Source organism: Rhizobium sp. NRK18 (assembly GCF_024385575.1).
Lineage (GTDB): Bacteria > Pseudomonadota > Alphaproteobacteria > Rhizobiales > Rhizobiaceae > JANFMV01.
This window is the reverse complement of record NZ_JANFMV010000001.1, coordinates 3,472,178-3,495,269: the sequence shown is the minus strand read 5'-3', so window position 1 is coordinate 3,495,269 and position 23,092 is coordinate 3,472,178. Positions and strand designations below refer to the sequence as shown.

The following is a 23,092-nucleotide window of genomic DNA, read 5'->3' as shown; positions in this document are numbered from 1 at the left end:
CGACGTTTTGTTGCATTTGAAGAGGCCGTATGCGTTAAACTTTGTTCATGAAGATGGCTGCGCTTCTGGAATACCGCTGCGCATCCTGCTATGCGCTGTCAAATCCATGGCTTTGCAAGGAGCGCCGATGTTTCAGAACTCGTTTCCCGACCGCGCCGAAATGGCGTCCCTCGTGGCCCGTATGCTCTGGGAGATCAAGGCGGTTCACTTCAGCCCGGACAAGCCCTACAAGCTCGCATCCGGGATGATGAGCCCTGTCTATATCGACTGCCGCAAGTTGATCTCATATCCGCGCATCCGCTCTGCGGTGATGGATTTTGCCGCCTCTACCGTGCTGCGCGAAGCGGGCTTCGAACAGTTCGATTGCGTCGCCGGCGGCGAAACGGCCGGCATCCCCTTCGCGGCATTCCTGGCCGACCGCCTGGGCCTGCCGATGATCTATGTCCGCAAGCAGCCGAAGGGTCACGGCCGCAACGCCCAGATCGAAGGCCATATGCCGGACGGCGCCCGGGTTCTGGTGATCGAGGATCTGACGACGGCCGGCGGTTCGATGTTCAAGTTCATCGATGCCATCCGCGCGGCCGGCGGCATTGTCGACCATGGCATGGCGCTCTTCTATTACGGCATCTTTCCGGAGGCGGCGGAGCGCTTCGTCAACGGCAAGGTCAAGCTGCACCATATCTCCACATGGCGCGAAGTGCTGGCTGCCGCGCGCCAGGACAAGCTGTTCGACGAGGCGACGCTCACCTCGGTCGCCGCCTTTCTCGATGCGCCGCTGAAATGGTCCGCCGAACATGGCGGCGTGTCGGAACTGCCGACCCAGTGAGCCGTTGACCCTCGGCGTATAAAGTGCTGGCCTTTGCCGGGACATTGAATTAAATCGATTGAAATTCATCCTTTGGGAGAGAGACTATGATCATCTGCTGTGGCGAAGCCCTGATCGACATGTTGCCGCGCGAAACCACCAAGGGCGAGAACGGTTTTGCGCCCTATGCCGGCGGCGCCGTCTTCAACACGGCCATCGCGCTCGGCCGGCTCGGCGTGCCGACGGCCTTCTTCACCGGTCTTTCCGACGATATGATGGGCGACATCCTGCAGAAGGCGCTGAAGGCGTCGAACGTCGATGCGTCGCCCTGCGCCATCTCCTCGCGTCCGACGACGATCGCCTTCGTCAAGCTGACGAACGGCAGCGCCTCCTATGCCTTCTACGACGAGAACACCGCCGGCCGGATGATCACCGAAGATGACCTCCCGGACCTTGGCGACGACTGTGAGGCGCTGCATTTCGGCGCAATCAGCCTGATCTCGGAGCCCTGCGGCTCGACATATGAGGCGCTGATGGCACGCGAACACGACCGCCGCGTCATCTCGCTCGATCCGAACATCCGCCCCGGCTTCATCAAGGACAAGGTCGCGCACATGCAGCGCATCAACCGCATGGCGGCCATGTCGGACATCGTCAAGTTCTCGGATGAAGACCTGGAATGGTTCGGCATGACCGGCAGTCAGGAAGAGCTTGCCCGCCACTGGCTCGACCACGGCGCCAGGCTGGTGATCATCACCAAGGGCGCCGACGGCGCCGATGGCTACACGAAGGATTTCAAGGTGTCGGTCCCCGGCGTCAAGGCCGAGGTGGTCGACACGGTCGGCGCCGGCGACACCTTCGATGCCGGCGTGCTTGCATCGCTGAAGCGCAACGATCTCCTGACCAAGGAGAAGGTGGCGTCGCTCAGCGAAGAGGCGGTGCGCGATGCGCTGTCACTGGCCGCCAAGGCCGCCGCAGTCACCGTATCGCGCGCCGGTGCAAACCCGCCCTGGGCGAACGAAATCGCCCTCTGAGGGCGGCCATCACGGAGTTGGCAGATCCTTCCGAAACTCCAGCAGGTCGCCAGGCTGACAGTCGAGCGCGCGGCAGATGGCGTCCAGTGTGTCGAAGCGCACGCCCTTGACCTTGCCCGATTTCAGCAGCGAAATATTCTGCTCTGTGATGCCGACCTGCTCGGCCAGTTCCTTGGAACGCATCTTGCGCTTCGCCAGCATCACGTCGAGGTTGACGACAATCGGCATGGCTACACAAAACTCCGGTTTTCGGCTGCGATCTCGCCGGCCACCATCATGATATGACCCAGCACAAAGAGTAGACCCGCGAGCAGAAGCAGGAAGAGTTCGGTGCTGCCGATGCCCAGTGTGAGCAGGCGCTGTCCCGGCGGGTATGCGAAGGTCAGGAGCAGGGTTGCCAGTGCTTTCGAGAGGATCGACGACACCGCACCGGTCAGTGAAAACAGGCCTGCCCGACGCAGCAACCTGCCGCAGCGAGGCGAAAACAGGTCTCCGGCTTCATAGCGCCCGGACAGCGACCAGATCGCCTGCAAGGCGCCGAGCGCGATTATGGCATTCAAGGCCGCCAGTATAATCAGCCCGGTTGCAGTCCCCGGCGTGAGCGTAACGGCGGTCGCCGATCCCCCCAAGAGAAAGCCGGACGCATCGCCGACAAAGCCTTCAAGGTCGAATGATAGTCGCCACGCGACATAGAGAAAGGCGACTGTCAGCAGCATGCCCATCAACACGACGAAGAGACGTAGTTTCTGACTGAGGCGGCGTATCTGTTCGAGAGAATCATGATGCATGGCGAAATACTCTTGATTTGCGAGATGTAATTATCGTAAAACAATAATAATTAATCGTCAAAGGGGATTTTTCGGCATGAGTAGAATTTGGGCATTGTGGTTTCCGCTGGGTGTGGTTCTGCTCGGGTTTCTGGCCGCCTGCGTCTCGACGGATCCGGTCACGACGGCGCGAATTGCCACCCTGTCTCCGATCGAGGCGGATCCCGCAAGCTTTCGCGTCCTCCTCAATGTTCCGGAGCCTCTGGAGATCGCTCGCGGCGGCGCGAACCTGACCCTGACGTGGAATTCCAGCAGAACCCCCACAAAGGCACAGAAAGCTGCCCGTCTGACGATCGCCGAAGCGGCAACCGCGACGGGCGGGCTGTCGCAGACACCGGGTCCTGGCGAGAAACTGGTGCTGATGACGGTCGCGTCCGATGACGTCCCGGCGCTGCGCGGCATGCAGCAGGAGATCCGAAACGCGAAAGCGCGCGGCGATGAAGGGCATGGCAGTCTGTCCGTCAGTCTGTCCGGCGGGTGCTGGCGAGGTGCGCTGTCATCCGCCGCTCTTCCCCTGTCCTTGAGGATCTGGCTGCAAACGGCGCCGAACCAGTCCTTCCTGCCCGTCGTCAGGCAGGCAGACCTAAGATCGCTCCTCGGCGATGACGGCATGCAGGCCTTGGGACAATGCCCTTGATCAGTGCATGAACGTCAAAACTTCGGTTTCGGAAACGAGGAAACGCCTCTCCTTGATTCTTTGATGGAATGGCTGTTTTCGAAACTCCAGACGTGGAGCCCACAGTTTCGGCAGCCTCGAGAGAGCGCGATGCGTTGCCTTCCTCTCGTCCTTCCCGAGCACACCGCCTCATCTCTTCGGATACAAAGCTGTCGCAGTGCGCAATAAGTTCTCCGAGACGCCGCTTGGTCAGAACTCGACCTCGAGCTCGATCATCTCGTCTTCCTCGGCAGCTGCCCCTTCGGCCCATTCCTGCATGAGGTCCCAGTCGAGGATAAGGTTGCAGTAGTCCGACAGGCGGTCGTCCAGATCGACGGCATAGGTGCGGAAGCGCGAGCAGACGGGTGCGAACATCGCATCGGCCATGTTGGGCGCCGTGCCGAAGAGATAAGGCCCGCCATACTTGTCCAGGCACTCGTTCCAGATTTCCTTGATGCGCTCGATATCCGGCCGCGCGCCGGAAAAGATCTTGAAGCGCTCGTGCCGCGCCTTGATGTTCATCGGCAGGGCCGAGCGCAGATTGTGGAACCCGGAATGCATCTCGCCGCAGATCGCCCGGCAATGCGCCCTGACCGCCTGGTCGTAGGGCAGGAGCCCCGCCGACGGTGCGTATTCGGCGACATACTCGGCAATCGCCAGCGTATCCCACACCGTCACGTAGCCATGCGTCAGCCGCGGCACGAGAACGGAGGGCGACAGCAGCAGCAGTTCCTGCCGGTTCTTCTCGTCGGGCTTCGCCATCACCTCGGTGAAGGAAAGGCCCGCCATCCGGCAGAGGAGCCAGCCGCGCAGCGACCAGGAGGAATAGTTCTTCGAGGAGATGGTCAGCGTGCCGTGCAACATGATCCGCCCTTTTCGCGCCGTTTTCGATAGTGTCACTATTCTCTGGCAAGTTGGTCAAAGATGCACTAGTTTTTGTGCATTGCACAAGACGAAAAAGGATGGCCCCGCATGCTTTATCAGGTCTACCAGTTCCAGGACGACTTGGTGGGGCCCTTCCGCGAGCTGGCGCGCTTCTGGATGTCCTTCGGAAATTGGGGCGCCGGCAGTGTCGGGCAGGGGGCGGCGCAGCATTTCCTCGCTGCCATGGAACTTATCTCCCGCTTCAAGCTCAGCCACGAGCGGCCCGATTTCGGTATAAGCGAGGTGATGAGCGGCAACACGCTGACGCCGGTGCGCGAAGAGGTGGCGCTGTCGCTGCCCTTCGGCAACCTCCTGCATTTCGCCAAGGAAACCGAAGCCGAACAGCCGAAGGTCCTGGTGGTCGCGCCGCTCTCGGGACACTTTTCCACGCTTCTGGCCGGAACGGTGAAGACGCTGCTGCGTGACCACGACGTCTACATCACCGATTGGGCGAATGCCCGGGACGTGCCGCTGAGCGCCGGCGCCTTCGGCGTCGAGGATTATGTCGAATATATCATCCGTTTTCTTGAAGAGATGGGCCCGGGCGCGCATGTGCTGTCCGTCTGTCAGCCCTGCGTGCAGACGCTCGCCGCCGTCGCGGTGATGTCGCAGGACGATCATCCGGCCACGCCGCGCACGATGACGCTGATGGCAGGCCCGGTCGATCCGCGCGAAAGCCCGACGGAGGTCAACGAATTCGCCGTCAAAAAGTCGCTCGCCTGGTTCGAGCATTCGGTGATCACCACCGTGCCGTGGCGGTTCAAGGGCGGTGGCCGCAAGGTCTATCCGGGCTTTCTGCAGCTGGTCGCCTTCATGGCGATGAACATCGACCGCCACCGCACCGCCCACCAGAACCTCTACGACTATCTGGCCAAGGGCGAGACCGAGAAGGCCGAGAAGATCAAGACCTTCTACGACGAGTATTTCGCCGTCCTCGACCTGACCGAGGAATTCTATATTGAGACGATCGACCGCGTGTTCCATAAGGCCGAACTGGCGAACGGCACCTTCATGTATCGCGGCCGGCTGGTCGATCCGGGCGCGATCCGCAAGACGGCGCTGTTGACGGTGGAAGGCGGCCGCGATGACATCTGTGGCATGGGCCAGACGGCCGCCGCCCACGATCTCTGCAATTCGCTGCGCCCGCACCTGCGCCGCCACCACCTGCAGGCCAATGTCGGCCATTACGGCGTGTTCAACGGCCGCAAATGGGACGGCGAGATCTATCCAGTGGTCCGCAACCATATTCTCGCGATGGAGTAGGGTCGGAAATGCCCCTCCCCAACCCCTCCCCAGAAGGGGGAGGGGCTACCTCCACGTCTTCCGCATCATTCAAAAGAAAGCATTTCTGCGGGTGGTATCCGCCGACTGATGGCAAAGCGCCGCCGCGAGTTTTCTCCCCCCTTGTGGGGGAGATGCCCGGCAGGGCAGAGGGGGTCTTTACCCCTTCCGCGATATCAGCGTCTTGACCAGCCCGGCTGTCGAGCTGTCGAGGTCGCCGCCGTCGGTCTTGCCTTCGACGGCCGGCAGCAGGCCGGTCGCCAGTTCCTTGCCGAGCTCGACGCCCCACTGGTCGAAGGAGTTGATGCCGAAGAGCACCCCTTCGACGAAGACGCGGTGCTCGTAGAGCGCGATCAGGCGGCCGAGCGCGAACGGCGTCAGCTGGTCGTAGACGAAGGTGATCGACGGGCGGTTGCCGGAAAAGACACGGTGCGGGGCGATGAAGTCGGCTTGCTTGTCGTCCATGCCCTTGGTGGTCAGCTGCGCCTTGGCTTCGGCGAGCGTGCGGCCCTTCAGCAGGGCCTGGCTCTGCGCCAGGCAGTTGGCGATCAACAGCTCGTGCTGATGGCGAAGGTTGGGTTCGAAGCCGTTGGCCGCGATCATGAATTCGATCGGGATGATCGAGGTGCCCTGGTGCAGGAGCTGGAAGAAGGCGTGCTGGCCGTTGGTGCCGGGCTCGCCCCAGACGACCGGGCCGCTCTCGCCCTCGACCGGCGTGCCGTCGACGGTGACGCCCTTGCCGTTCGATTCCATGTCGAGCTGCTGCAGATAGGCCGGGAAACGCGACAGGCGCTGGTCATAGGGGATGATCGCCCGCGAGCCGTAGCCGAGCACGTTACGGTGATAATAGCCGATCAGGCCGAGCAGCATCGGCAGGTTCTTCTCCGTCGGCGCCTCGCGGAAGTGCCGGTCCATGGCATGCGCGCCGTCGAGGAACTTGCCGAAATTCTCCGGGCCGATGGCGATCATCAAGGGCAGGCCGATCGCCGACCAGATGGAGTAGCGACCGCCGACCCAGTCCCAGAAGCCGAAGACGCGGTCTGCGTCGATGCCGAAGGCTGCAACCTTGTCGAGCGCGGTGGAAACAGCGGCGAAGTGATGCTTGACGGCTGCTTCGCCGAGCGCCTTGGCGACGAAGTCGCGGGCGGTCTTCGCATTGGTCATCGTTTCGATCGTCGTGAAGGTCTTCGAGGCGATGATGAACAGCGTGGTTTCGGCCGACAGCGTCTTCAGCGTATCGGCGATATGGGCGCCGTCGACATTGGAGACGAAATGCAGGCGCGGGCCTTCATGGAAGGGAGCGAGCGCCAGCGTCGCCATGACCGGGCCGAGATCGGAGCCGCCGATGCCGATGTTGACGACGTCGGTGATCTTGCGGCCGGTAGCCCCGGCAAGCTTGCCTGAACGGATGCCGTCGGAAAATGCGCCCATGGCGTCGAGCACGGCGTTGACGTCAGGCATGACATCCTTGCCATCGACCATTACCGGCGTGTTGGAGCGGTTGCGCAGCGCCGTATGCAGCACGGCCCGGTCCTCGGTGAAGTTGATCGCCTCGCCGGCAAACATCCTGTCGCGCTTGGCGGCAACGGCGCCCTTGTCGGCGAGCTCGATGAGCCCGGCCATGATGTCGGCATTCACGGCGCATTTGGAATAGTCCATCAACAGGTCGTCGAAGGCGGCGCTGAAATGGGCGAACCGGTCCGGATCGGCTGCGAAGGCGGCGCGGATGTCGGTGGCGGCGGTCGACGCGACGGTCTTCTTCAGCGCTGCAACGATGGACTGCATGGGGCATCTCCTTGATAGTCTTGTTGCCGCGAAACTAGCCGCTTTGCCAGGTAAATCAAGGGACGGGGAGTGGCGGGCAGGGATTTCGTCACCTGCCCGCGAAACGTCAGGTGTTGCGCAACCGGCCCTCGACCAGATCGAGAACGGAGCGTGCGGCATAAAGCACGTTCGTGCCGGGCCCGAAGACGGCCGAGACGCCGTGATCGAGCAGGAACTGGTAGTCCTGCCGCGGGATGACGCCGCCGGCGACCACGATAATGTCCTCGGCACCTTTCGCCTTCAGGGCATCGACAAGCTGCGGCACCAGCGTCTTGTGGCCGGCCGCGAGTGAGGAGACGCCGACGACGGCAACCTTGCTTTCGATCGCCGTGTCGGCGGCCTCTTCCGGCGTCTGGAAGAGGGGGCCGGAGAGTACGTCGAAGCCGATGTCGCCGAAGGCGGATGCGATTACCTTGGCGCCGCGGTCGTGGCCGTCCTGGCCGAGCTTGGCGACCATGACCTTCGGCCTGTGGCCCGAAGCCTTGGTGTAATCGGCCAGTCGACCGGCGAGGACCTGCATTTCCGGATCGTCGTCATAGGCCTCGCCATAGACGCCGTGCACCACTTCGGGCACTGCCGAATGGTCGCCGAAGGCGGACCGCATGGCATCGGAAATCTCGCCGACGGTCGCCCGCGTCCGGGCTGCGTCCACGGCAGCACCGAGCAGGTTGCCCTTGCCGGTCTTAGCCACGTCGGCGAGCGCCGCGAGTGTCTTTTCGACGGCCTTCGGATCGCGCCGGCGTTTCGTCTCGGCGAGGCGCTTGATCTGCGAGGCGCGAACGGCGGTGTTGTCGATGTCGAGAATGTCGATCTCGTCCTCGTTTTCCAGCCGGTACTTGTTGACGCCGACGATGACCTCCTCGCCACGGTCGACCGCCGCCTGCCGCTTCGTCGCCGCCGCTTCGATCAGGCGCTTGGGCAGGCCCTCGTTGACCGCCTTGGTCATGCCGCCAAGCGCCTCGACCTCCTCGATCAGCGCCCAGGCCTTTTCGGCAAGCTCGTTGGTCAGGCTTTCGACATAGTAGGAGCCGGCCAGCGGGTCGACGACCTTGGTCACGCCGGTCTCGTGCTGCAGGATCAGCTGCGTGTTGCGGGCGATGCGGGCGGAAAATTCGGTCGGCAGGGCGATCGCCTCGTCGAAGGAGTTGGTGTGCAGCGACTGCGTGCCGCCAAGCACCGCCGACATCGCTTCAAACGCCGTGCGGATGATGTTGTTGTAGGGATCCTGCTCGGCCAGCGACACGCCCGATGTTTGGCAATGGGTGCGCAGCATCTTCGAAGACGCCTTTTTTGGCTCGAACTCCGTCATGATGCGCGACCAGAGAAGGCGGGCGGCCCTGAGCTTCGCCGCTTCCATGAAGAAGTTCATGCCGATGGCGAAGAAGAACGAGAGGCGGCCGGCGAACTCGTCGACGTCGAGGCCCTTCTTCAGCGCCGCGCGCACATATTCGCGCCCGTCAGCGAGCGTGAAGGCAAGTTCCTGCACCAGCGTCGCGCCCGCCTCCTGCATGTGGTAGCCGGAAATCGAGATCGAATTGAATTTCGGCATCTCGCGCGCGGTATATTCGATGATGTCGGCAACGATCCGCATCGAGGGTTCCGGCGGATAGATGTAGGTGTTGCGGACCATGAACTCCTTGAGGATGTCGTTCTGGATGGTGCCCGACAGCTTGTCGCGTGAAACGCCCTGTTCCTCGCCGGCGACGATGAAGTTCGCGAGAATCGGGATTACGGCGCCGTTCATGGTCATCGACACGGAGATCTTTTCGAGCGGAATCCCGTCGAACAGGATCTTCATGTCCTCGACCGAGTCGATCGCCACACCCGCCTTGCCGACATCGCCCTCGACGCGCGGATGATCGCTGTCGTAGCCGCGATGGGTGGCGAGGTCGAACGCGACGGAGACACCCTGCTGGCCGGCGGCAAGCGCCTTGCGGTAGAAGGCATTGGAGGCTTCCGCCGTCGAGAAGCCGGCATATTGCCGGATCGTCCACGGCCGGCCGGCATACATGGTGGCCCGCGGTCCGCGAACGAAGGGCTCGAAACCCGGCAGCGTCCCCAGATGCGCCATGCCCTCGAGATCGTCGCCGGTATAGAGCGGCTTGACGGCAATGCCTTCCGGCGTTTCCCAGGTCAGCTTGTCGGGCGATGCCTTCAGTTCCTTTTCGGCGAGGGTCTGCCAGTCTGAAATCGTCTTCTTGCCGGTCATTGTTGGAACTCCCCGATTACATTGCCCCTCACCCTAACCCTCTCCCCGCAAGCGGGGCGAGGGGACGATACCGTCGCCGCGCGTCCCTTCTCCCCGTCTAGACGGGGAGAAGGTTCCGGCAGGGGGATGAGGGGCGATCTCATCCCCCGCGGTTCCATCACTCGAACTCCAAAATCAGCTCGTCCACCGCCAGGCTGGCGCCGGCGGCGGCGGCGAGGCGTTTGACCACACCGCGCTTTTCGGCGCGCAGCACGTTTTCCATCTTCATGGCTTCGACGGTCGCCAGCGGCTGGCCGGCTTCCACGGTCTGGCCTTCCGCAACGCTGAGCGCAGTCAGCACGCCCGGCATCGGGCAGAGCAGCATCTTGGAGGTGTCGCGCGGCGGCTTTTCCGGAATGAGGCGGGCAAGCTCGGCAATGCGCGGCGAGCGGACATGTGCGGTCAGATCGATACCCCGCCAGCGCAGCCGGATGCCGGTGCCAACGGTTTCGACCTTCACATGGGCCGCCTCGCCGCCGGCGCTGAAGAGCGCGGTGGTACGGCCGGGCGTCCAGTCGCTGACGATGGTGAGAGACTGGCCGTCCTCGAATTCGACAAGCCGCCCTTTCTCCGTCGCAGCACTCAAGACGGCAATGCCTTCCCCGTTGAAGCGGACGACCCAGTCCTTGCCCGGAACGCGGCGGTGATTGCCGATCGTGCCGGAAATCTGCACGGCGCGCTCCTGCAGAGTCAGATGGACATGGGTGGCGATCGCTGCCAGGAAACGGGTCTCGGAAGCATCCGGCTTGACGCCGGAAAAGCCGTCGGGGAATTCTTCGGCGATATAGGCGGTCGTCAGCGCGCCCTTGCGGAACCGATCCTGGCCCATGACCGCCGACAGGAAGGGCAGGTTGTGGCCGATGCCTTCGACCTCAAACCGGTCGAGTGCATCCGCCATGGCGTCGATCGCTTCCGCCCGGTTGAGGCCATGCGTGCAGAGCTTGGCGATCATCGGATCGTAATACATCGAGATTTCCGCGCCTTCATAGACGCCGGTATCGTTGCGCACGGTCGTGCCGTCCGCAGCCGTGCCTTCTTCCGGCGGACGGTAGCGCGTCAGCCGTCCGATCGACGGCAGGAAGTTGCGATAGGGGTCTTCGGCATAGAGACGGCTCTCGATCGCCCAGCCGTTGAGGCGGATATCGTCCTGCCCGAAGGAGAGTTCCTCGCCGGAGGCGACGCGGATCATTTGTTCGACGAGGTCGATGCCGGTGATCAGTTCGGTGACCGGATGCTCGACCTGCAGGCGGGTATTCATTTCCAGGAAGTAGAAATTGCGGTCGCCATCGACGATGAACTCGACCGTGCCGGCGGAGTGATAGCCGACCGCCTTAGAGAGCGCCACGGCCTGCTCGCCCATCGCCTTGCGGGTCGCCTCGTCCAGGAACGGCGAGGGGGCTTCCTCGATCACCTTCTGGTTCCGGCGCTGGATCGAGCATTCGCGCTCGCCGAGATAGAGCGTGTTGCCGTGCTTGTCGCCCAGCACCTGGATTTCGATATGGCGCGGCTGGGTGACGAACTTCTCGATGAAGATGCGGTCGTCGCCGAACGAGGATTTCGCTTCGTTCTTGGACGACTGGAAACCCTCGCGCGCCTCGGCGTCGTTCCAGGCAATCCGCATGCCCTTGCCACCACCGCCGGCCGAGGCCTTGATCATCACCGGATAGCCGATGGAGGAGGCGATCTTCACCGCCTCGTCGGCATCCTCGATCAGACCCATATGGCCGGGCACGGTGGAAACGCCGGCTTCGGCTGCCAGCTTCTTCGAGGTGATCTTGTCGCCCATCGCCTCGATGGCGCCGACGGGCGGGCCGATGAAGGTCACGCCCTCCTTCTCCAGCGCCTTGGCAAACAGCGGGTTCTCCGACAGGAAGCCATAGCCCGGATGCACTGCATCGGCACCTGTCTTGCGTATGGCGTCGAGGATCTTGTCGATGACGATGTAGGACTGGTTCGAAGGCGCCGGGCCGATGTGAACGGCTTCGTCGGCCATCTTCACATGCATGGCCTCGCGGTCGGCGTCGGAATAGACGGCGACGGTGGCAATGCCCATCTTCTTCGCGGTCTTGATGATCCGGCAGGCGATTTCACCGCGATTGGCGATCAGGATTTTCTTGATCATCGGCATCACACTTCCAGCACGTCATCAAAGGATTCGGGGAAATTCGAGCGGGCGAGCGGCTCGTTGAGTTGCAGCATGGCCTGGTAGGAGGCCTTATCGAACGGCTTTTCGGCCGGCACGATCTCGCGCTCGAACAGCCGCGACAGGCGGCGGGCGTCGAGATTGCCGCGCTCGAAGGGCTCCGCGCCGAAACAGTGCCAGATCGCATGGATGAAGGCGGCATCGGCGCGGTGTTCGGTGTCGTCGCGGCTGAAGCGCCGCGGCAGCACCACCAGCGGGGAAATCCCCTTGGGATTCGCCCGCCTTATGGTGAACTGAAGGCCGGTTCCCGGCATGCCGGACGGAAATCCGCGGTGTTTCGTCATGTCGGGAAGCTTGGCCATTCAGTATATCCTCAGTTCTTGCCGATCTTGTCCTGCGTCTTCGTCTCGAAGTCGGAGGCGTCGTGGCGTTCATGCAGTTGTTCGGACGGATCGCCGGAGGCCTTGTTGACCATCACGCCGCGCTTGACCGCCGGCCGCGCGCCGATCTCGTCCGTCCAGCGCTTGACGTTCTTGTAGCCCTCGACTTCGAGGAACGTACCGGCGTCGTTGTAGGCCTCGCTGCGGGCAAGGCGGCCGTACCAGGGCCAGATGGCCATGTCGGCGATCGAATATTCGGAGCCGGCCATGAACTGATGGTCGGCGAGATGCCGGTCGAGCACGTCCATCTGCCGCTTCACTTCCATCGCATAGCGGTCGATGGCGTATTTGATCTTGATCGGCGCATAGGCATAGAAATGCCCGAAGCCGCCGCCGAGGAAGGGGGCCGAGCCCATCTGCCAGAACAGCCAGTTCATCGTCTCGGTGCGGGCCTTCAGATCCTTCGGCAGGAAAGCGCCGAACTTTTCGGCGAGATAGAGAAGGATCGAGCCGGATTCGAAGACGCGGGTCGGCTCGGCCGTCGAGTGGTCCATCAGCGCCGGGATCTTGGAGTTCGGGTTGACCTCGACGAAGCCGGAGCCGAACTGGTCGCCATCGCCGATCTTGATCAGCCATGCGTCATATTCGGCATCCTTGTGGCCCGCTTCCAGAAGCTCCTCCAGCATGATGGTGACCTTCTGGCCGTTCGGCGTCGCCAGCGAATAAAGCTGCAGCGGATGCTTGCCGACCGGCAGCGGCTTGTCGTGGGTCGCGCCGGCGATCGGGCGGTTGATGGAGGCAAACGCGCCGCCATTGCCCTTGTCCCAGGTCCAAACCTTGTCCGGCTCGTATCCGGCGGGAAAATTGTCTTGCGGGTTCTTATCGGTCATGAAATCCATCCTGAAATGTTGCCTTAGGCATCCGAGGGGCCGGACGCCGGCACTTTAATATAGGAGACGCACGAAATATTTCCGCCTACTCCGCTGCTTCTGCCGGTGGCTTCGCGCCGGGTGCCTTAGAGCCCGTCAGCATTCCTTCGATGCTGAGGTCTTCGTCGATGTCTGGCCAATGAAGGCCGAACGGCGAAAGCTCCACCTTCTTCCGTTGTTCCGGAGACGCCGCCAAAAGGCGCGGATACCACCACAGCGGGGTGACGATCTGAACACCATCCGCAAGCGTCACGACAAGGTCCGTGGTCGTGCATTCGGCCTTCATCGGCTCCAGCAGATCCTCATCGATTTCCAAAGTGCTCATACCATTTCTCCAGAAATTCGTTCCTGTTGGCTTTGACCACGGCCAGGATCGCATTGATCTCCTGGTCCGTACAGCGCCTGTTCCGCGCTACCTTGAGGCCTTCAAGCCAGATCTTGACTTCGCTGCGATCCTTGCGGACGTGAATATGCGGTGGTTCGCCCCGGTCCTGACTGTAGAACAGAAATTTCCACCCTTTCCATTCAAACACTGTCGGCATCGCGGTCCGCCTCTCCTCACAGCGGGATCGTATCGTGCTTCTTCCAGTGCGTCGTCTGGTTCTTGTTGCGGAGCGACGCGAAGGCGCGGGCGATGCGGCGGCGCGAGGAATGCGGGCGGATCACCTCGTCGATGAAGCCGCGTTCGGCGGCGACGAAGGGATTGGCGAAGCGCTCCTCGTATTCCTTCGTGCGCGCCGCGATCTTCTCCGGATCGGAGAGCTCCGAGCGGTAGAGGATCTCGGTCGCGCCCTTGGCGCCCATCACCGCGATTTCCGCAGTCGGCCAGGCATAGTTGACGTCGGCGCCGATGTGCTTGGAGGCCATCACGTCATAGGCGCCGCCATAGGCCTTGCGGGTGATCAGCGTCACCATCGGCACGGTCGCTTCCGAATAGGCGAACAGGAGTTTCGCGCCGTGCTTGATGACGCCGCCATATTCCTGCGCGGTACCGGGCAGGAAGCCGGGCACGTCGACCAGCGTCAGGATCGGGATCGAGAAGGCGTCGCAGAAGCGCACAAAACGGGCCGCCTTGCGCGAACTGTCGATGTCGAGGCAGCCGGCGAGCACCATCGGCTGGTTGGCGACGACGCCGACCGTCTGGCCTTCGATGCGGATGAAGCCGGTGATGATGTTCTTGGCATATTCCGCCTGCAGCTCGAAGAAGTCGCCCTCGTCGGCGATCGCGTGGATAAGCTCCTTCATGTCGTAGGGCTTGTTGGCGCTGTCGGGGATCAGAGTGTCGAGACGGTTCTCGATGCGGGCCGGGTCGTCATGGAAGGGGCGAACCGGCGGCTTTTCGCGATTGTTCAAGGGAAGGAAATCGAACAGCAGGCGGACCTGCTCCAGCGTCTCGATGTCGTCTTCATAGGCGCCATCGGCAACCGAGGATTTCTTCGTGTGGGTGGAGGCGCCGCCGAGCTCTTCCGCCGTGACGATCTCGTTGGTCACCGTCTTGACGACGTCGGGACCGGTCACGAACATGTAGGAGCTGTCGCGCACCATGAAGATGAAGTCGGTCATCGCCGGCGAGTAGACCGCGCCGCCCGCACATGGGCCCATGATGACGGAAATCTGCGGGATGACGCCGGAGGCTTCGGCATTGCGGCGAAACACTTCGGCGTAGCCGGCAAGCGACGCCACGCCTTCCTGGATGCGGGCGCCGCCGGAATCGTTGAGGCCTATCACCGGCGCGCCGTTCCGGACCGCCATGTCCATGATCTTGCAGATCTTTTGGGCATGCGTTTCCGACAGCGAGCCGCCGAGTACGGTGAAGTCCTGGCTGAACACGTAGACCTGGCGGCCGTTGATCGTGCCCCAGCCGGTCACCACGCCGTCGCCCGGCACCTTGGTCTCCGCCATGCCGAAGTCGACGCAGCGGTGGGTGACATACATGTCGTATTCCTCGAACGAACCCTCGTCGAGCAGGACCTCGATACGCTCGCGCGCCGTCAGCTTGCCCTTGGCGTGCTGGGCCTCGATGCGCCGCGTGCCGCCGCCCAGATGCGCCTCGGCGCGGCGGGCTTCCAGTTGCTCGAGAATTTCGGACATGGATCCTCCTCATTCGGATTGTTGCCGTTACATAATCCGCTTTGCGCGCACATAAAATGCTTGAAAATGTGAATGTGCACAATTTACAGATTAAGAAGATGAATTTTGCAAAGTTGCGAACATGGCGATCGGCAAGCTCTATATCGGCCGCAAGGTGCGGGAACTGCGGCAGCAAAACAAGGCCACCCAGGCCCGCTTTGCCGAAAGTATCGGCATTTCGGTCTCCTACCTGAACCAGATCGAGAACAACCAGCGGCCCGTCTCCGCCGCCGTGCTGCTGGCGCTCGCCGAGCGCTACCGGATCGATCTGGCGGATCTGTCGGGCGGCGAGGACGACCGTCTCTTGTCAGCGCTGTCCGAGGCGCTGGCCGATCCGATGTTCCAGGCGTGGACGCCGACGCTCAAAGACATGAAGATGGTGGTGCAGAACGCGCCGGGAATCGCGCACGCGCTGATTGCCTGCCATCAGGCCTACCGCCACAATTCCGAACAGATCGCCAGCCTTGACCAATCGCTCGGCCAGGGCACGGCGCTTGCCGAGAACACGCCCTACGAAGAGGTGCGCGACTACTTCCATTTCGTCGACAACTATGTCCACGAACTCGACCTGCAGGCGGAAAAGCTGGCGACGCGGCTGGGCATCGGCGAGGTGGACCTCAACGCGGCACTGACCGGCTTTCTCGAAGAGGCGCATGATATCCGCGTCATCCGCGCCGCCCGCGGCGACGACATGATCCGCCATTATGATGCCGATGCGCGGGTTCTGTCGCTGAATCCCTATTTGCCGGCGCAGACGCGCGCCTTCCAGATCGCCATGAAGATCGCGCAGGTGGAGGCGGGCGCGGCGATCGACGCCATTGCCGGCGCCGTCGGTTTCCGCACTGCCGAGGCGCGGGAGATCTGCACGATCGGTCTGCAGAACTATTTTGCCGGCGCGCTGGTCCTGCCCTATCGCCGGTTCATGGATGCCGCGCGCGAGCTGCGACACGATCTCGACCTGTTGACGGCGCGCTTCGGCGCCAGCCTCGAGCAGGTCTGTCATCGCCTGTCGACTCTGCAACGCCCGGGCATGAAGGGCGTTCCGGTGTTCTTTGCCAAGATCGACCGGGCCGGCAACATCATCAAGCGCCACAGCGCCGCCAAGCTGCAATTCGCCCGCTTCGGCTCCGCCTGTCCGCTGTGGAAGGTGCATCAGGCGTTCGAAATGCCGGGCCGCATCGTCCGCCAGCTGGCCGAGACGCCGGATGGCGTGCGCTATCTCAGCGTCGCGCTACAGGTTTCCAAGGGTGGGCGCGGCTTCCGCCAGAGCCAGCAACAATATGCGCTGGCGCTCGGCTGCGAGGTCTCCTACGCGGAAAATTTCGTGTACGCCGACGACATGGATCTCGGCAATCGTGCGGCCTTCGATCCGATCGGCATTTCCTGCCGCATTTGCGAGCGGCAGAACTGTCCGAGCCGCGCCATGCCGCCGGTCAAGAGCCGCATCGTCGTCGATCACGAAAACCGCGATATCCTGCCTTACCGGCTGGTCTAGTTCCGCAGTTCCTTGCGCAGGATCTTGCCGACGTTCGACTTCGGCAGTTCGTCGCGGAATTCGATGAACTTCGGGCGCTTGTAATTGGTGAGGTTTGCCGCGCAATGCGCCTTCACGTCGGCTTCCGTGAGGTTGGGGTCCTTGCGCACCACGAAGAGTTTCACCGCCTCGCCCGAGTGCTGGTCCGGCACGCCGACGGCCGCCGCCTCGAGGATGCCGTCATGCATGACGGCCACTTCCTCGATCTCGTTCGGATAGACGTTGAAGCCCGAAACCAGGATCATGTCCTTCTTTCGGTCGACGATCGTCGTGTAGCCGGACGCATTCATGAAACCCATGTCGCCGGAGCGGAAGAAGCCGTCCGCCGTCATCACCTGTGCGGTCTCTTCCGGCCGGTTCCAGTAGCCGGCCATCACCTGCGGTCCGCGAATGCAGATTTCGCCGACCTCGCCGATCGGCAGCGACTTGCCGTCCTCGTCGCGGATGTCGATGTCGGTCGAGGGCAGGGGCAGGCCCACCGTGCCGGAAAACTCCATCGCATCCAGCCGGTTGACCGTTGCCACCGGCGAGGTCTCGGACAGGCCGTAGCCTTCGGTGATCGCGATCCCCGTCACCTCTTTCCAGCGTTCCGCGACCGGACGCTGCACGGCCATGCCGCCGCCCAGAACCAGCAGGCCGTTGGAAAAGTCGAGATTGCGGAAATCCGGATTGTTGAGGAGCGCGTTGAACAGCGTGTTGAGGCCGGGGAAGATGTGGAAGGGGTGCTTTTTCAGCTCTTCCACAAAGGCCGGGATGTCGCGTGGATTGGTGATCATAAGATTGTGGCCGCCGAGCGCCATGCCGACCAGCGAGTTCACGGTGAGCGCGAAGATATGGTAAAGCGGCAGCGCGCAGACCATCAGGATGTCTTCCGGCATCGGCTTGGCGTTGGCGCGCGTCGTCAGCCAGGTCATGACCTGCGAGGTGTTGGCGAGAAGATTGGCATGCGTCAGCGTCGTTCCCTTGGACACGCCGGTCGTGCCGCCGGTATATTGCAGGAAGGCGACATCGCTGAGGCCGAGCGTCGGCTTGTTGAACGGCAGGCGGCCACCGTCTGCGAGCACGGCCTTGAAGCGGGTATGGCCCGGGATTGACCAGTGCGGAACGAGCTTCTTCACCCGCCGCACGACGAGGTTGACGATCAGACCCTTCAGTCCGAGCATATCGCCGAGAGAGGCGACGACGACATGCTTGACGTCTGTCCTTTCCAGCACCTTTTCGGCGGTGACGCAGAAGTTCTCCAGGATGAAGAGCGCCTTGGCGCCGGAATCCTTCAGCTGGTGTTCGAGTTCGCGCGGCGTGTAGAGCGGATTGACGTTGACGACGGTCAGTCCGGCGCGCAGCACGGCGTAGGTGGCGACGGGATTCTGCAGGATGTTGGGCATCATCACCGCAACGCGGTCGCCCTTCTTCAGCCCCTTGCTCTGCAGCCAGGCGGCCACCCGGCGAGAGGCGGCGTCGAGATCGCGGAAGGTCAGGTCCTTGCCCATGTTGGTGAAGGCCTTGCGGGCGGCGAACTTTGCCACATTCGCGTCGAAGAAGTCACCGAGAGACTGATGAGCCAACGGCGGGATTTCGGCCGGCACGCCTTCCGGATAGGAGGCAAGCCACGGCTTGCCGGATGCGGTGGCGGTGGTGTCTTCTCCGGTGGAGGTCGACATCGTGCTGCTCATAGGGGCCCTCCCGTGGCCTGATGGGCCGAACGGCTCTCCCGTTGCCGGGACTTCCTCCTCCGTTCGGCGACGGCAGCCTTTCGGCAGCCGGTCTTGAATTCTGATTATTATAACCTTGACGTAAACGTCAATATTTTTGTTTCAGGCAGTTTGGGTGAAGGCATCATCGTCGCAAATGTCGGGAGGCGCAAATGCAATCTTTCGATCCGTCCATCCTCGTGTTTGCAGGGGCTGGAACATGGCAGGCTGGCCGGAAATCCGATTTTGGAAACAAAAATGCGGTTCGCCGAAAATTCGGCTTAACAAAACCGAAAATCGTGTCACCATCCTGAAAATTCGTTTGTGTACCAACCTCTTTTCCAAGGGCGATGTAAAATGACGATCCACAGTCCCGAGCGTTCTCTCGCCGCCGAGCTCAAGGCCAATGTCTCCGTGCCTTTCGAAAAGGCGGCGGCCATGCCGAAGAGTGTCTACACATCCGAGTCCTTTCTGGCCCAGGAACTCGAGCACATCTTTGCCAAGGAATGGCTCTGCGCGGGCCGGACCGACGGGCTGAAGAACCCCGGCGATTACCTGACCATGGAAATCGCCGGTGAGCCGGTCATCGTGCTCCGCGACCGGGACGGTCAGCTCCGGGCGCTTTCCAATGTCTGTCGCCACCGCATGTCGACCCTCCTGGAGGGCAGCGGCCATGTGCGCTCGATCGTCTGTCCGTATCATGCCTGGACCTACAATCTCGACGGCACGCTGCGCGGCGCGCCGGCGATGACGCTCAACGAAGGCTTCTGCAAGGAGAACGTGGCGCTGCCGGCGATCCGCTGTGTCGACTGGAAGGGCTGGATCCTGGTCAGCCTTAACCCGGATGCGCCGGATCCGGAGGAAAGCCTGAAGGATGTCGACGCGCTCGTCGGCTATCTGGACATGGGAAGCTACGTCGAAACCTTCCGCGAGGAGCACCGCTGGAACACCAACTGGAAGGTGCTCGGCGAAAACTTCATGGAAAGCTACCATCTGCCGGTCTGTCACTCCGGCACCATCGGCGGCTTCGTGTCGCTGGAAAAGATGACCTGCCCTGAGGGTTATCCGGCCTTCAACTATCACTGGATCCTGAAGAAGGGCGACGCGCCGCTGACGGTTGCCCACCCGTCCAATACGGTGCTGACCGGCGAGGAACGGGTCAAGACCTGGCTGCTGTCGATCTATCCGGCACTCTTCATCACGCTGACGCCGGGATATTTCTGGTATCTGTCCCTGCATCCGGACGGCCCGGACCACGTGAAGATCCTCTATGGTGGCGGCATGCATCCCGACTATGCCGGCGACCCGGAGGCACAGAAGCATTTCGCAACGTTGAAGGCGCTCCTCGACGACGTCAACGACGAGGATCGCGGCTGCACGGAAAAGGTCTACAAGGGCATCACCGGAAAGCTGTCGGCCCCCGGGGCGCTGTCACATCTGGAGCGCCCCAACTTCGAGTTTGCCCAGTATATTTCGTCGAAGATATCAGGCTGATCCAAGGCGCGGCCGCCGCCGCGTCGGGGCCTTGATTGTGGATTGGCGGCCGAAGTGCAACTGTTGGCCGCCGAGCCTTAGCGTTCTGTTAGGCATGTTGGCAAAGTCCGCAATCGTATCGAAACGGGTCAGATCCCGTCGCACAATCGGCCGTTTACAACCTCCAATATTGATATAACCCTGAGTTTTGTTGGACTTCTGGACAGCCGCAGCCATTCCGCGAGTGCCAAAACGGGACGACACCGCCAGATGGAAAGCCCGGTTCTCGGCGGTCCGACGGAATTTAACGAAAATTTTCCCTAATCCATTAAGTCGATCAACACATAACCCCGGTCTAATCCTGCCAAACCACAGACGTTTAGGCCCTGTTAACGGTGTTGTTATGATGACAAACCTTTCCGCTTCACATGCAGTGAAACAGTTCTTCAGATCCCGCGACGGCAACTTTGCCATTCTGACGGCGTTGTCGCTGCCGGTCGTCATCGCCTTTGTCGGTGTTGCCATCGACATGAGCCGCCTCCTCAATACGCGCACACAGCTTCAGTCCGCGGCCGACTCTGCCGCGCTGGTCGCCTCCAAGGCCATGGCCGATCAGGGCATGACCGAGGCGCAGGCCAAGGTCCTGGCGCTGAACTTCGTCAACTCGCAACTGGCGCTGGACAACGATCTGGGCGGCACGCTCGACAAGGATAACATCGACATTGTGCCGACCAAGGTCACCAATGCTGACGGGTCGGGCACCTACGATGTACAGGTGAAGCTGAACCTCGACGTCAAGATGACCGCGATGACGGGTCTCCTCGGCATCGACAGCCGACCGGTTTCCGTCAACTCGGCTGCACGAACCTCCACCGAATCCACCAAGTCGCCGCTCAGCATGTACCTGGTCCTCGACCGGTCCGGTTCGATGGCTTGGGATACGGACCAGTATGGGACCTACGAAGTGTCGTATGACTGCAGCTATTGGACTTCGGAAGGCAGAGGCAGAAATAAGGTATGGGAATATCACCCCAAGACATGCACTTATTCAGCAATCGGATATATACCCAAAATTTATGCTCTCAAGCAGGCCGTCTCGAACCTTATGGCCCAATTGGCTGCGGCTGATCCGGAGCAGAAATACGTCCGTACGGCTGCAGTGTCCTACAACAGCGATATGGACACTCCGCTCGATCTTGATTGGGGAACCGCCAAGACGCTGGCATATGTCGACACCCTGATAGCAGACGGTGGAACGGATTCCAGCCAGGCGGTGACGACCGCACGCAATGCATTGCATGCCAACTCCGAGGATCAGGCGCACAAGAAGAAGAATGGCGGAGTCCCGGTCAAATACATGGTTTTCATGACGGATGGCGAGAATAACGACCCCAAATCCGATACAAAGACCAAGAAAGAGTGCGACGACGCGAAAAGGGAGGGCACCATCATCTACACGGTCGCCTTCATGGCTCCGGCGGCGGGCAAGGCCCTGCTCAGCTACTGTGCAACTGACGCTGCCCACTACTTCGACGCCAGCAACGCAAGCGACCTGATCGCCGCCTTCAACAGCATCGGCGCCCAGGCGACTTCCAAGGTCTCGCGCCTGACGCAGTGACATGATGCGGTCATCTGAAGACCCGAGCGCCTTGAAAAGCGGGCCATCGCCGTGATGGTCCGCCTTTTCCGTTGAAAGGCTGCCACCGGCAGGGCAATGTCGCAGCGATTGAATGCTTGGAGCCTGCCGCATGCGCAATTCGGAAATCATCTGGGACAAGGTCGAGAACCATCGCGACGATCTGATCGGCCTGTCCGACCGGGTCTGGGGCATGCCGGAGACGCTCTACGCGGAATACCGCTCCTGCGCCGAGCACACCGAGATGCTCCGCCAGAAAGGTTTCCGCGTGACGGAGGCGGTTGCCGGCATTCCGACCGCCGTTATGGGTGAGGCCGGCGAGGGCGGACCGGTGATCGCCGTCCTCGGCGAATATGACGCCCTTCCGGGATTGAGCCAGGAGGCCAACATCGCCGAGCCGCGCCCGGTGGAAGCCGGCGGCAACGGCCATGGCTGCGGGCACAACCTGCTCGGCTCCGCCTCTCTTCTCGCCGCCTGCGCGTTGAAGGACTGGCTGGCCGAAACCGGAACGCCCGGCCGGGTACGCTATTACGGCTGCCCGGCGGAAGAGGGCGGCGCTGCGAAAGCCTTCATGGTGCGCGATGGCGCCTTCGACGACGTGGATGCCGCCATCACCTGGCATCCGGCGACGATGACGCGCGTCGATACCGAGGACAGTCTCGCCAATACCCGCATGGACTTCGTCTTCACCGGCCGCGCGAGCCACGCCGCCGCAACGCCGCATCTCGGGCGATCCGCGCTCGATGCCGCGGAGATCATGTCCGTCGGCGTCAACTATCTGCGTGAGCATGTGCCCTCCGACAGCCGTATCCATTACGCCTATCTCGATGTCGGCGGCACGGCGCCGAATGTGGTGCAGGCCCGTGCCAAGGTGCGTTATTCGATCCGCTCGCTTACGCTGTCCGGCATGCTGGCGCTCAATGAGCGGGTGAAGAAGGTCGCGCGCGGTGCGGCGATGATGACCGAGACCGAGGTCGATATCTCCATCATGTCCGCCGTCTCCAACATGCTGCCCAACGCGACGATGGAAGCGACCATGCAGAGCGTGCTGGACCAGCTCGGTGGCGTGCCCTTCGACGAGGCCGACAGGGAATACGCGCGCCGCATCCAGGCGACGCTGTCGGAGGAGGATATCCGGGCGAGCTATGCGAGCGTCGGCCTCAAGCCGGTCAAGGACGAGCCGCTCTGCGGCTATGTCGTGCCGTTGCGCAATGGCGGCGAGAAGATGCTCGGCTCCACCGACGTCGCCGACGTCACCTGGAAGGTGCCGACGGTGCAGTGCTGGGTGGCGACCCATGCGATCGGCACGCCCGGCCACAGCTGGCAGATCACCGCGCAGGGCAAGGCGCCCGCCGCGCACAAGGGCATGGTGCATGCAGCCAAGATCATGGCGCAGACCGCGCAGACGCTGATGGCCGACGAGACCCTGCTTGCGCGCGCGAAGAGGGAGCACCGCGAGACCCTCGCCGAGACCCCTTATGTCTGCCCGATACCGGATGACGTGATGCCGCCGCTCCAGCCGAGGCCGATGGCGGCGGAATGACCGGCCGCAAGGGTGGTGCACTATGCAGTCGGTCG

The 23,092-nt window shown here is 62.3% G+C and carries 20 protein-coding genes; 8 read left to right on the top strand and 12 right to left on the bottom strand.

Annotation, left to right across the window (positions count from 1 at the left end; translation table 11 throughout):
- Positions 1–127 precede the first annotated feature (127 nt).
- Together NN662_RS16545 and NN662_RS16540 are read left to right on the top strand one after the other, a co-directional pair.
- Entirely contained in the window at positions 128–826 is a 699-nt protein-coding gene (locus NN662_RS16545; RefSeq protein WP_261931323.1) for an orotate phosphoribosyltransferase, read from the top strand.
- A gap of 86 nt (positions 827–912) precedes the next feature.
- Entirely contained in the window at positions 913–1,839 is a 927-nt protein-coding gene (locus NN662_RS16540) for a carbohydrate kinase family protein (protein ID WP_261931322.1), read from the top strand.
- A 9-nt stretch (positions 1,840–1,848) separates the two neighbouring features.
- On the opposite strand, the gene NN662_RS16535 is transcribed toward NN662_RS16540, so the two are convergent.
- The gene (locus NN662_RS16535; RefSeq protein WP_261931321.1) at positions 1,849–2,067 is read right to left on the bottom strand and encodes a helix-turn-helix domain-containing protein; all 219 of its coding nucleotides are present in this window, start codon (positions 2,065–2,067) and stop codon (positions 1,849–1,851) included.
- A 2-nt stretch (positions 2,068–2,069) separates the two neighbouring features.
- Positions 2,070–2,627: a DUF2975 domain-containing protein gene (locus NN662_RS16530; protein WP_261931320.1), complete on the bottom strand. Its 558-nt coding sequence runs from the start codon at positions 2,625–2,627 to the stop codon at positions 2,070–2,072.
- A 76-nt stretch (positions 2,628–2,703) separates the two neighbouring features.
- On the opposite strand from NN662_RS16530, the gene NN662_RS16525 reads away from it, so the two are divergent.
- Entirely contained in the window at positions 2,704–3,303 is a 600-nt protein-coding gene (locus NN662_RS16525) for a hypothetical protein (RefSeq protein ID WP_261931319.1), read from the top strand.
- Between the two features lie 228 nt (positions 3,304–3,531).
- Here NN662_RS16525 and NN662_RS16520 read toward each other — a convergent pair whose 3' ends face one another.
- On the bottom strand, positions 3,532–4,185 hold the full coding sequence (locus NN662_RS16520) for a glutathione S-transferase (protein WP_261931318.1): 654 nt from the start codon (positions 4,183–4,185) through the stop codon (positions 3,532–3,534).
- Positions 4,186–4,293: 108 nt separating this feature from the next.
- Here NN662_RS16520 and NN662_RS16515 point away from each other — a divergent pair, with 108 nt between their 5' ends.
- The gene (locus tag NN662_RS16515) at positions 4,294–5,508 is read left to right on the top strand and encodes a polyhydroxyalkanoate depolymerase (RefSeq protein WP_261931317.1); all 1,215 of its coding nucleotides are present in this window, start codon (positions 4,294–4,296) and stop codon (positions 5,506–5,508) included.
- A gap of 177 nt (positions 5,509–5,685) precedes the next feature.
- Here NN662_RS16515 and pgi read toward each other — a convergent pair whose 3' ends face one another.
- The 8 genes from pgi to NN662_RS16475 all read right to left on the bottom strand — a co-directional run bounded on the left by pgi (position 5,686) and on the right by NN662_RS16475 (position 15,141).
- On the bottom strand, positions 5,686–7,311 hold the full coding sequence (pgi, locus tag NN662_RS16510) for a glucose-6-phosphate isomerase (RefSeq protein WP_261931316.1): 1,626 nt from the start codon (positions 7,309–7,311) through the stop codon (positions 5,686–5,688).
- A 106-nt stretch (positions 7,312–7,417) separates the two neighbouring features.
- Positions 7,418–9,559 carry a methylmalonyl-CoA mutase gene (gene scpA, locus NN662_RS16505; RefSeq protein ID WP_261931315.1) on the bottom strand — a complete coding sequence of 714 codons (2,142 nt, stop codon included), beginning with the start codon at positions 9,557–9,559 and terminating at the stop codon, positions 7,418–7,420.
- Between the two features lie 157 nt (positions 9,560–9,716).
- Positions 9,717–11,720 (bottom strand): acetyl/propionyl/methylcrotonyl-CoA carboxylase subunit alpha, encoded by a 2,004-nt coding sequence (locus tag NN662_RS16500; protein ID WP_261931314.1) that lies wholly within the window; start codon positions 11,718–11,720, stop codon positions 9,717–9,719.
- 5 nt (positions 11,721–11,725) lie between these two features.
- Positions 11,726–12,103, bottom strand: coding sequence for a hypothetical protein (locus NN662_RS16495; RefSeq protein WP_261931313.1), 378 nt, complete (start codon positions 12,101–12,103; stop codon positions 11,726–11,728).
- Between the two features lie 11 nt (positions 12,104–12,114).
- Positions 12,115–13,011, bottom strand: a complete 897-nt coding sequence (gene yghU / locus NN662_RS16490) for a glutathione-dependent disulfide-bond oxidoreductase (RefSeq protein WP_261931312.1) — start codon at positions 13,009–13,011, stop codon at positions 12,115–12,117.
- Positions 13,012–13,096: 85 nt separating this feature from the next.
- Complete coding sequence (locus tag NN662_RS16485; protein ID WP_261931311.1) at positions 13,097–13,375, bottom strand: DUF2442 domain-containing protein; 279 nt, start codon at positions 13,373–13,375, stop codon at positions 13,097–13,099.
- Positions 13,353–13,592: a DUF4160 domain-containing protein gene (locus NN662_RS16480; RefSeq protein WP_261931310.1), complete on the bottom strand. Its 240-nt coding sequence runs from the start codon at positions 13,590–13,592 to the stop codon at positions 13,353–13,355. The genes NN662_RS16485 and NN662_RS16480 overlap by 23 nt, the downstream gene beginning before the upstream one ends.
- 16 nt (positions 13,593–13,608) lie before the next feature.
- Positions 13,609–15,141, bottom strand: a complete 1,533-nt coding sequence (locus NN662_RS16475) for an acyl-CoA carboxylase subunit beta (protein ID WP_261931309.1) — start codon at positions 15,139–15,141, stop codon at positions 13,609–13,611.
- Positions 15,142–15,262: 121 nt separating this feature from the next.
- Here NN662_RS16475 and NN662_RS16470 point away from each other — a divergent pair, with 121 nt between their 5' ends.
- The gene (locus tag NN662_RS16470) at positions 15,263–16,675 is read left to right on the top strand and encodes a short-chain fatty acyl-CoA regulator family protein (protein WP_261931308.1); all 1,413 of its coding nucleotides are present in this window, start codon (positions 15,263–15,265) and stop codon (positions 16,673–16,675) included.
- Here NN662_RS16470 and NN662_RS16465 read toward each other — a convergent pair.
- Positions 16,672–18,387, bottom strand: coding sequence for a long-chain-fatty-acid--CoA ligase (locus NN662_RS16465; RefSeq protein ID WP_261931307.1), 1,716 nt, complete (start codon positions 18,385–18,387; stop codon positions 16,672–16,674). The two genes, NN662_RS16470 and NN662_RS16465, sit on opposite strands and share 4 nt — an antisense overlap.
- Before the next feature lie 375 nt (positions 18,388–18,762).
- Between NN662_RS16465 and NN662_RS16460 the strand changes: the two genes are divergently transcribed.
- The 3 genes from NN662_RS16460 to NN662_RS16450 all read left to right on the top strand — a co-directional run bounded on the left by NN662_RS16460 (position 18,763) and on the right by NN662_RS16450 (position 23,057).
- Positions 18,763–19,899 (top strand): aromatic ring-hydroxylating oxygenase subunit alpha, encoded by a 1,137-nt coding sequence (locus NN662_RS16460; RefSeq protein ID WP_261931306.1) that lies wholly within the window; start codon positions 18,763–18,765, stop codon positions 19,897–19,899.
- A gap of 385 nt (positions 19,900–20,284) precedes the next feature.
- The gene (locus NN662_RS16455) at positions 20,285–21,496 is read left to right on the top strand and encodes a vWA domain-containing protein (protein ID WP_261931305.1); all 1,212 of its coding nucleotides are present in this window, start codon (positions 20,285–20,287) and stop codon (positions 21,494–21,496) included.
- A 130-nt stretch (positions 21,497–21,626) separates the two neighbouring features.
- Entirely contained in the window at positions 21,627–23,057 is a 1,431-nt protein-coding gene (locus NN662_RS16450) for a M20 family metallopeptidase (protein ID WP_261931304.1), read from the top strand.
- The last annotated feature ends 35 nt before the right edge of the window (positions 23,058–23,092 follow it).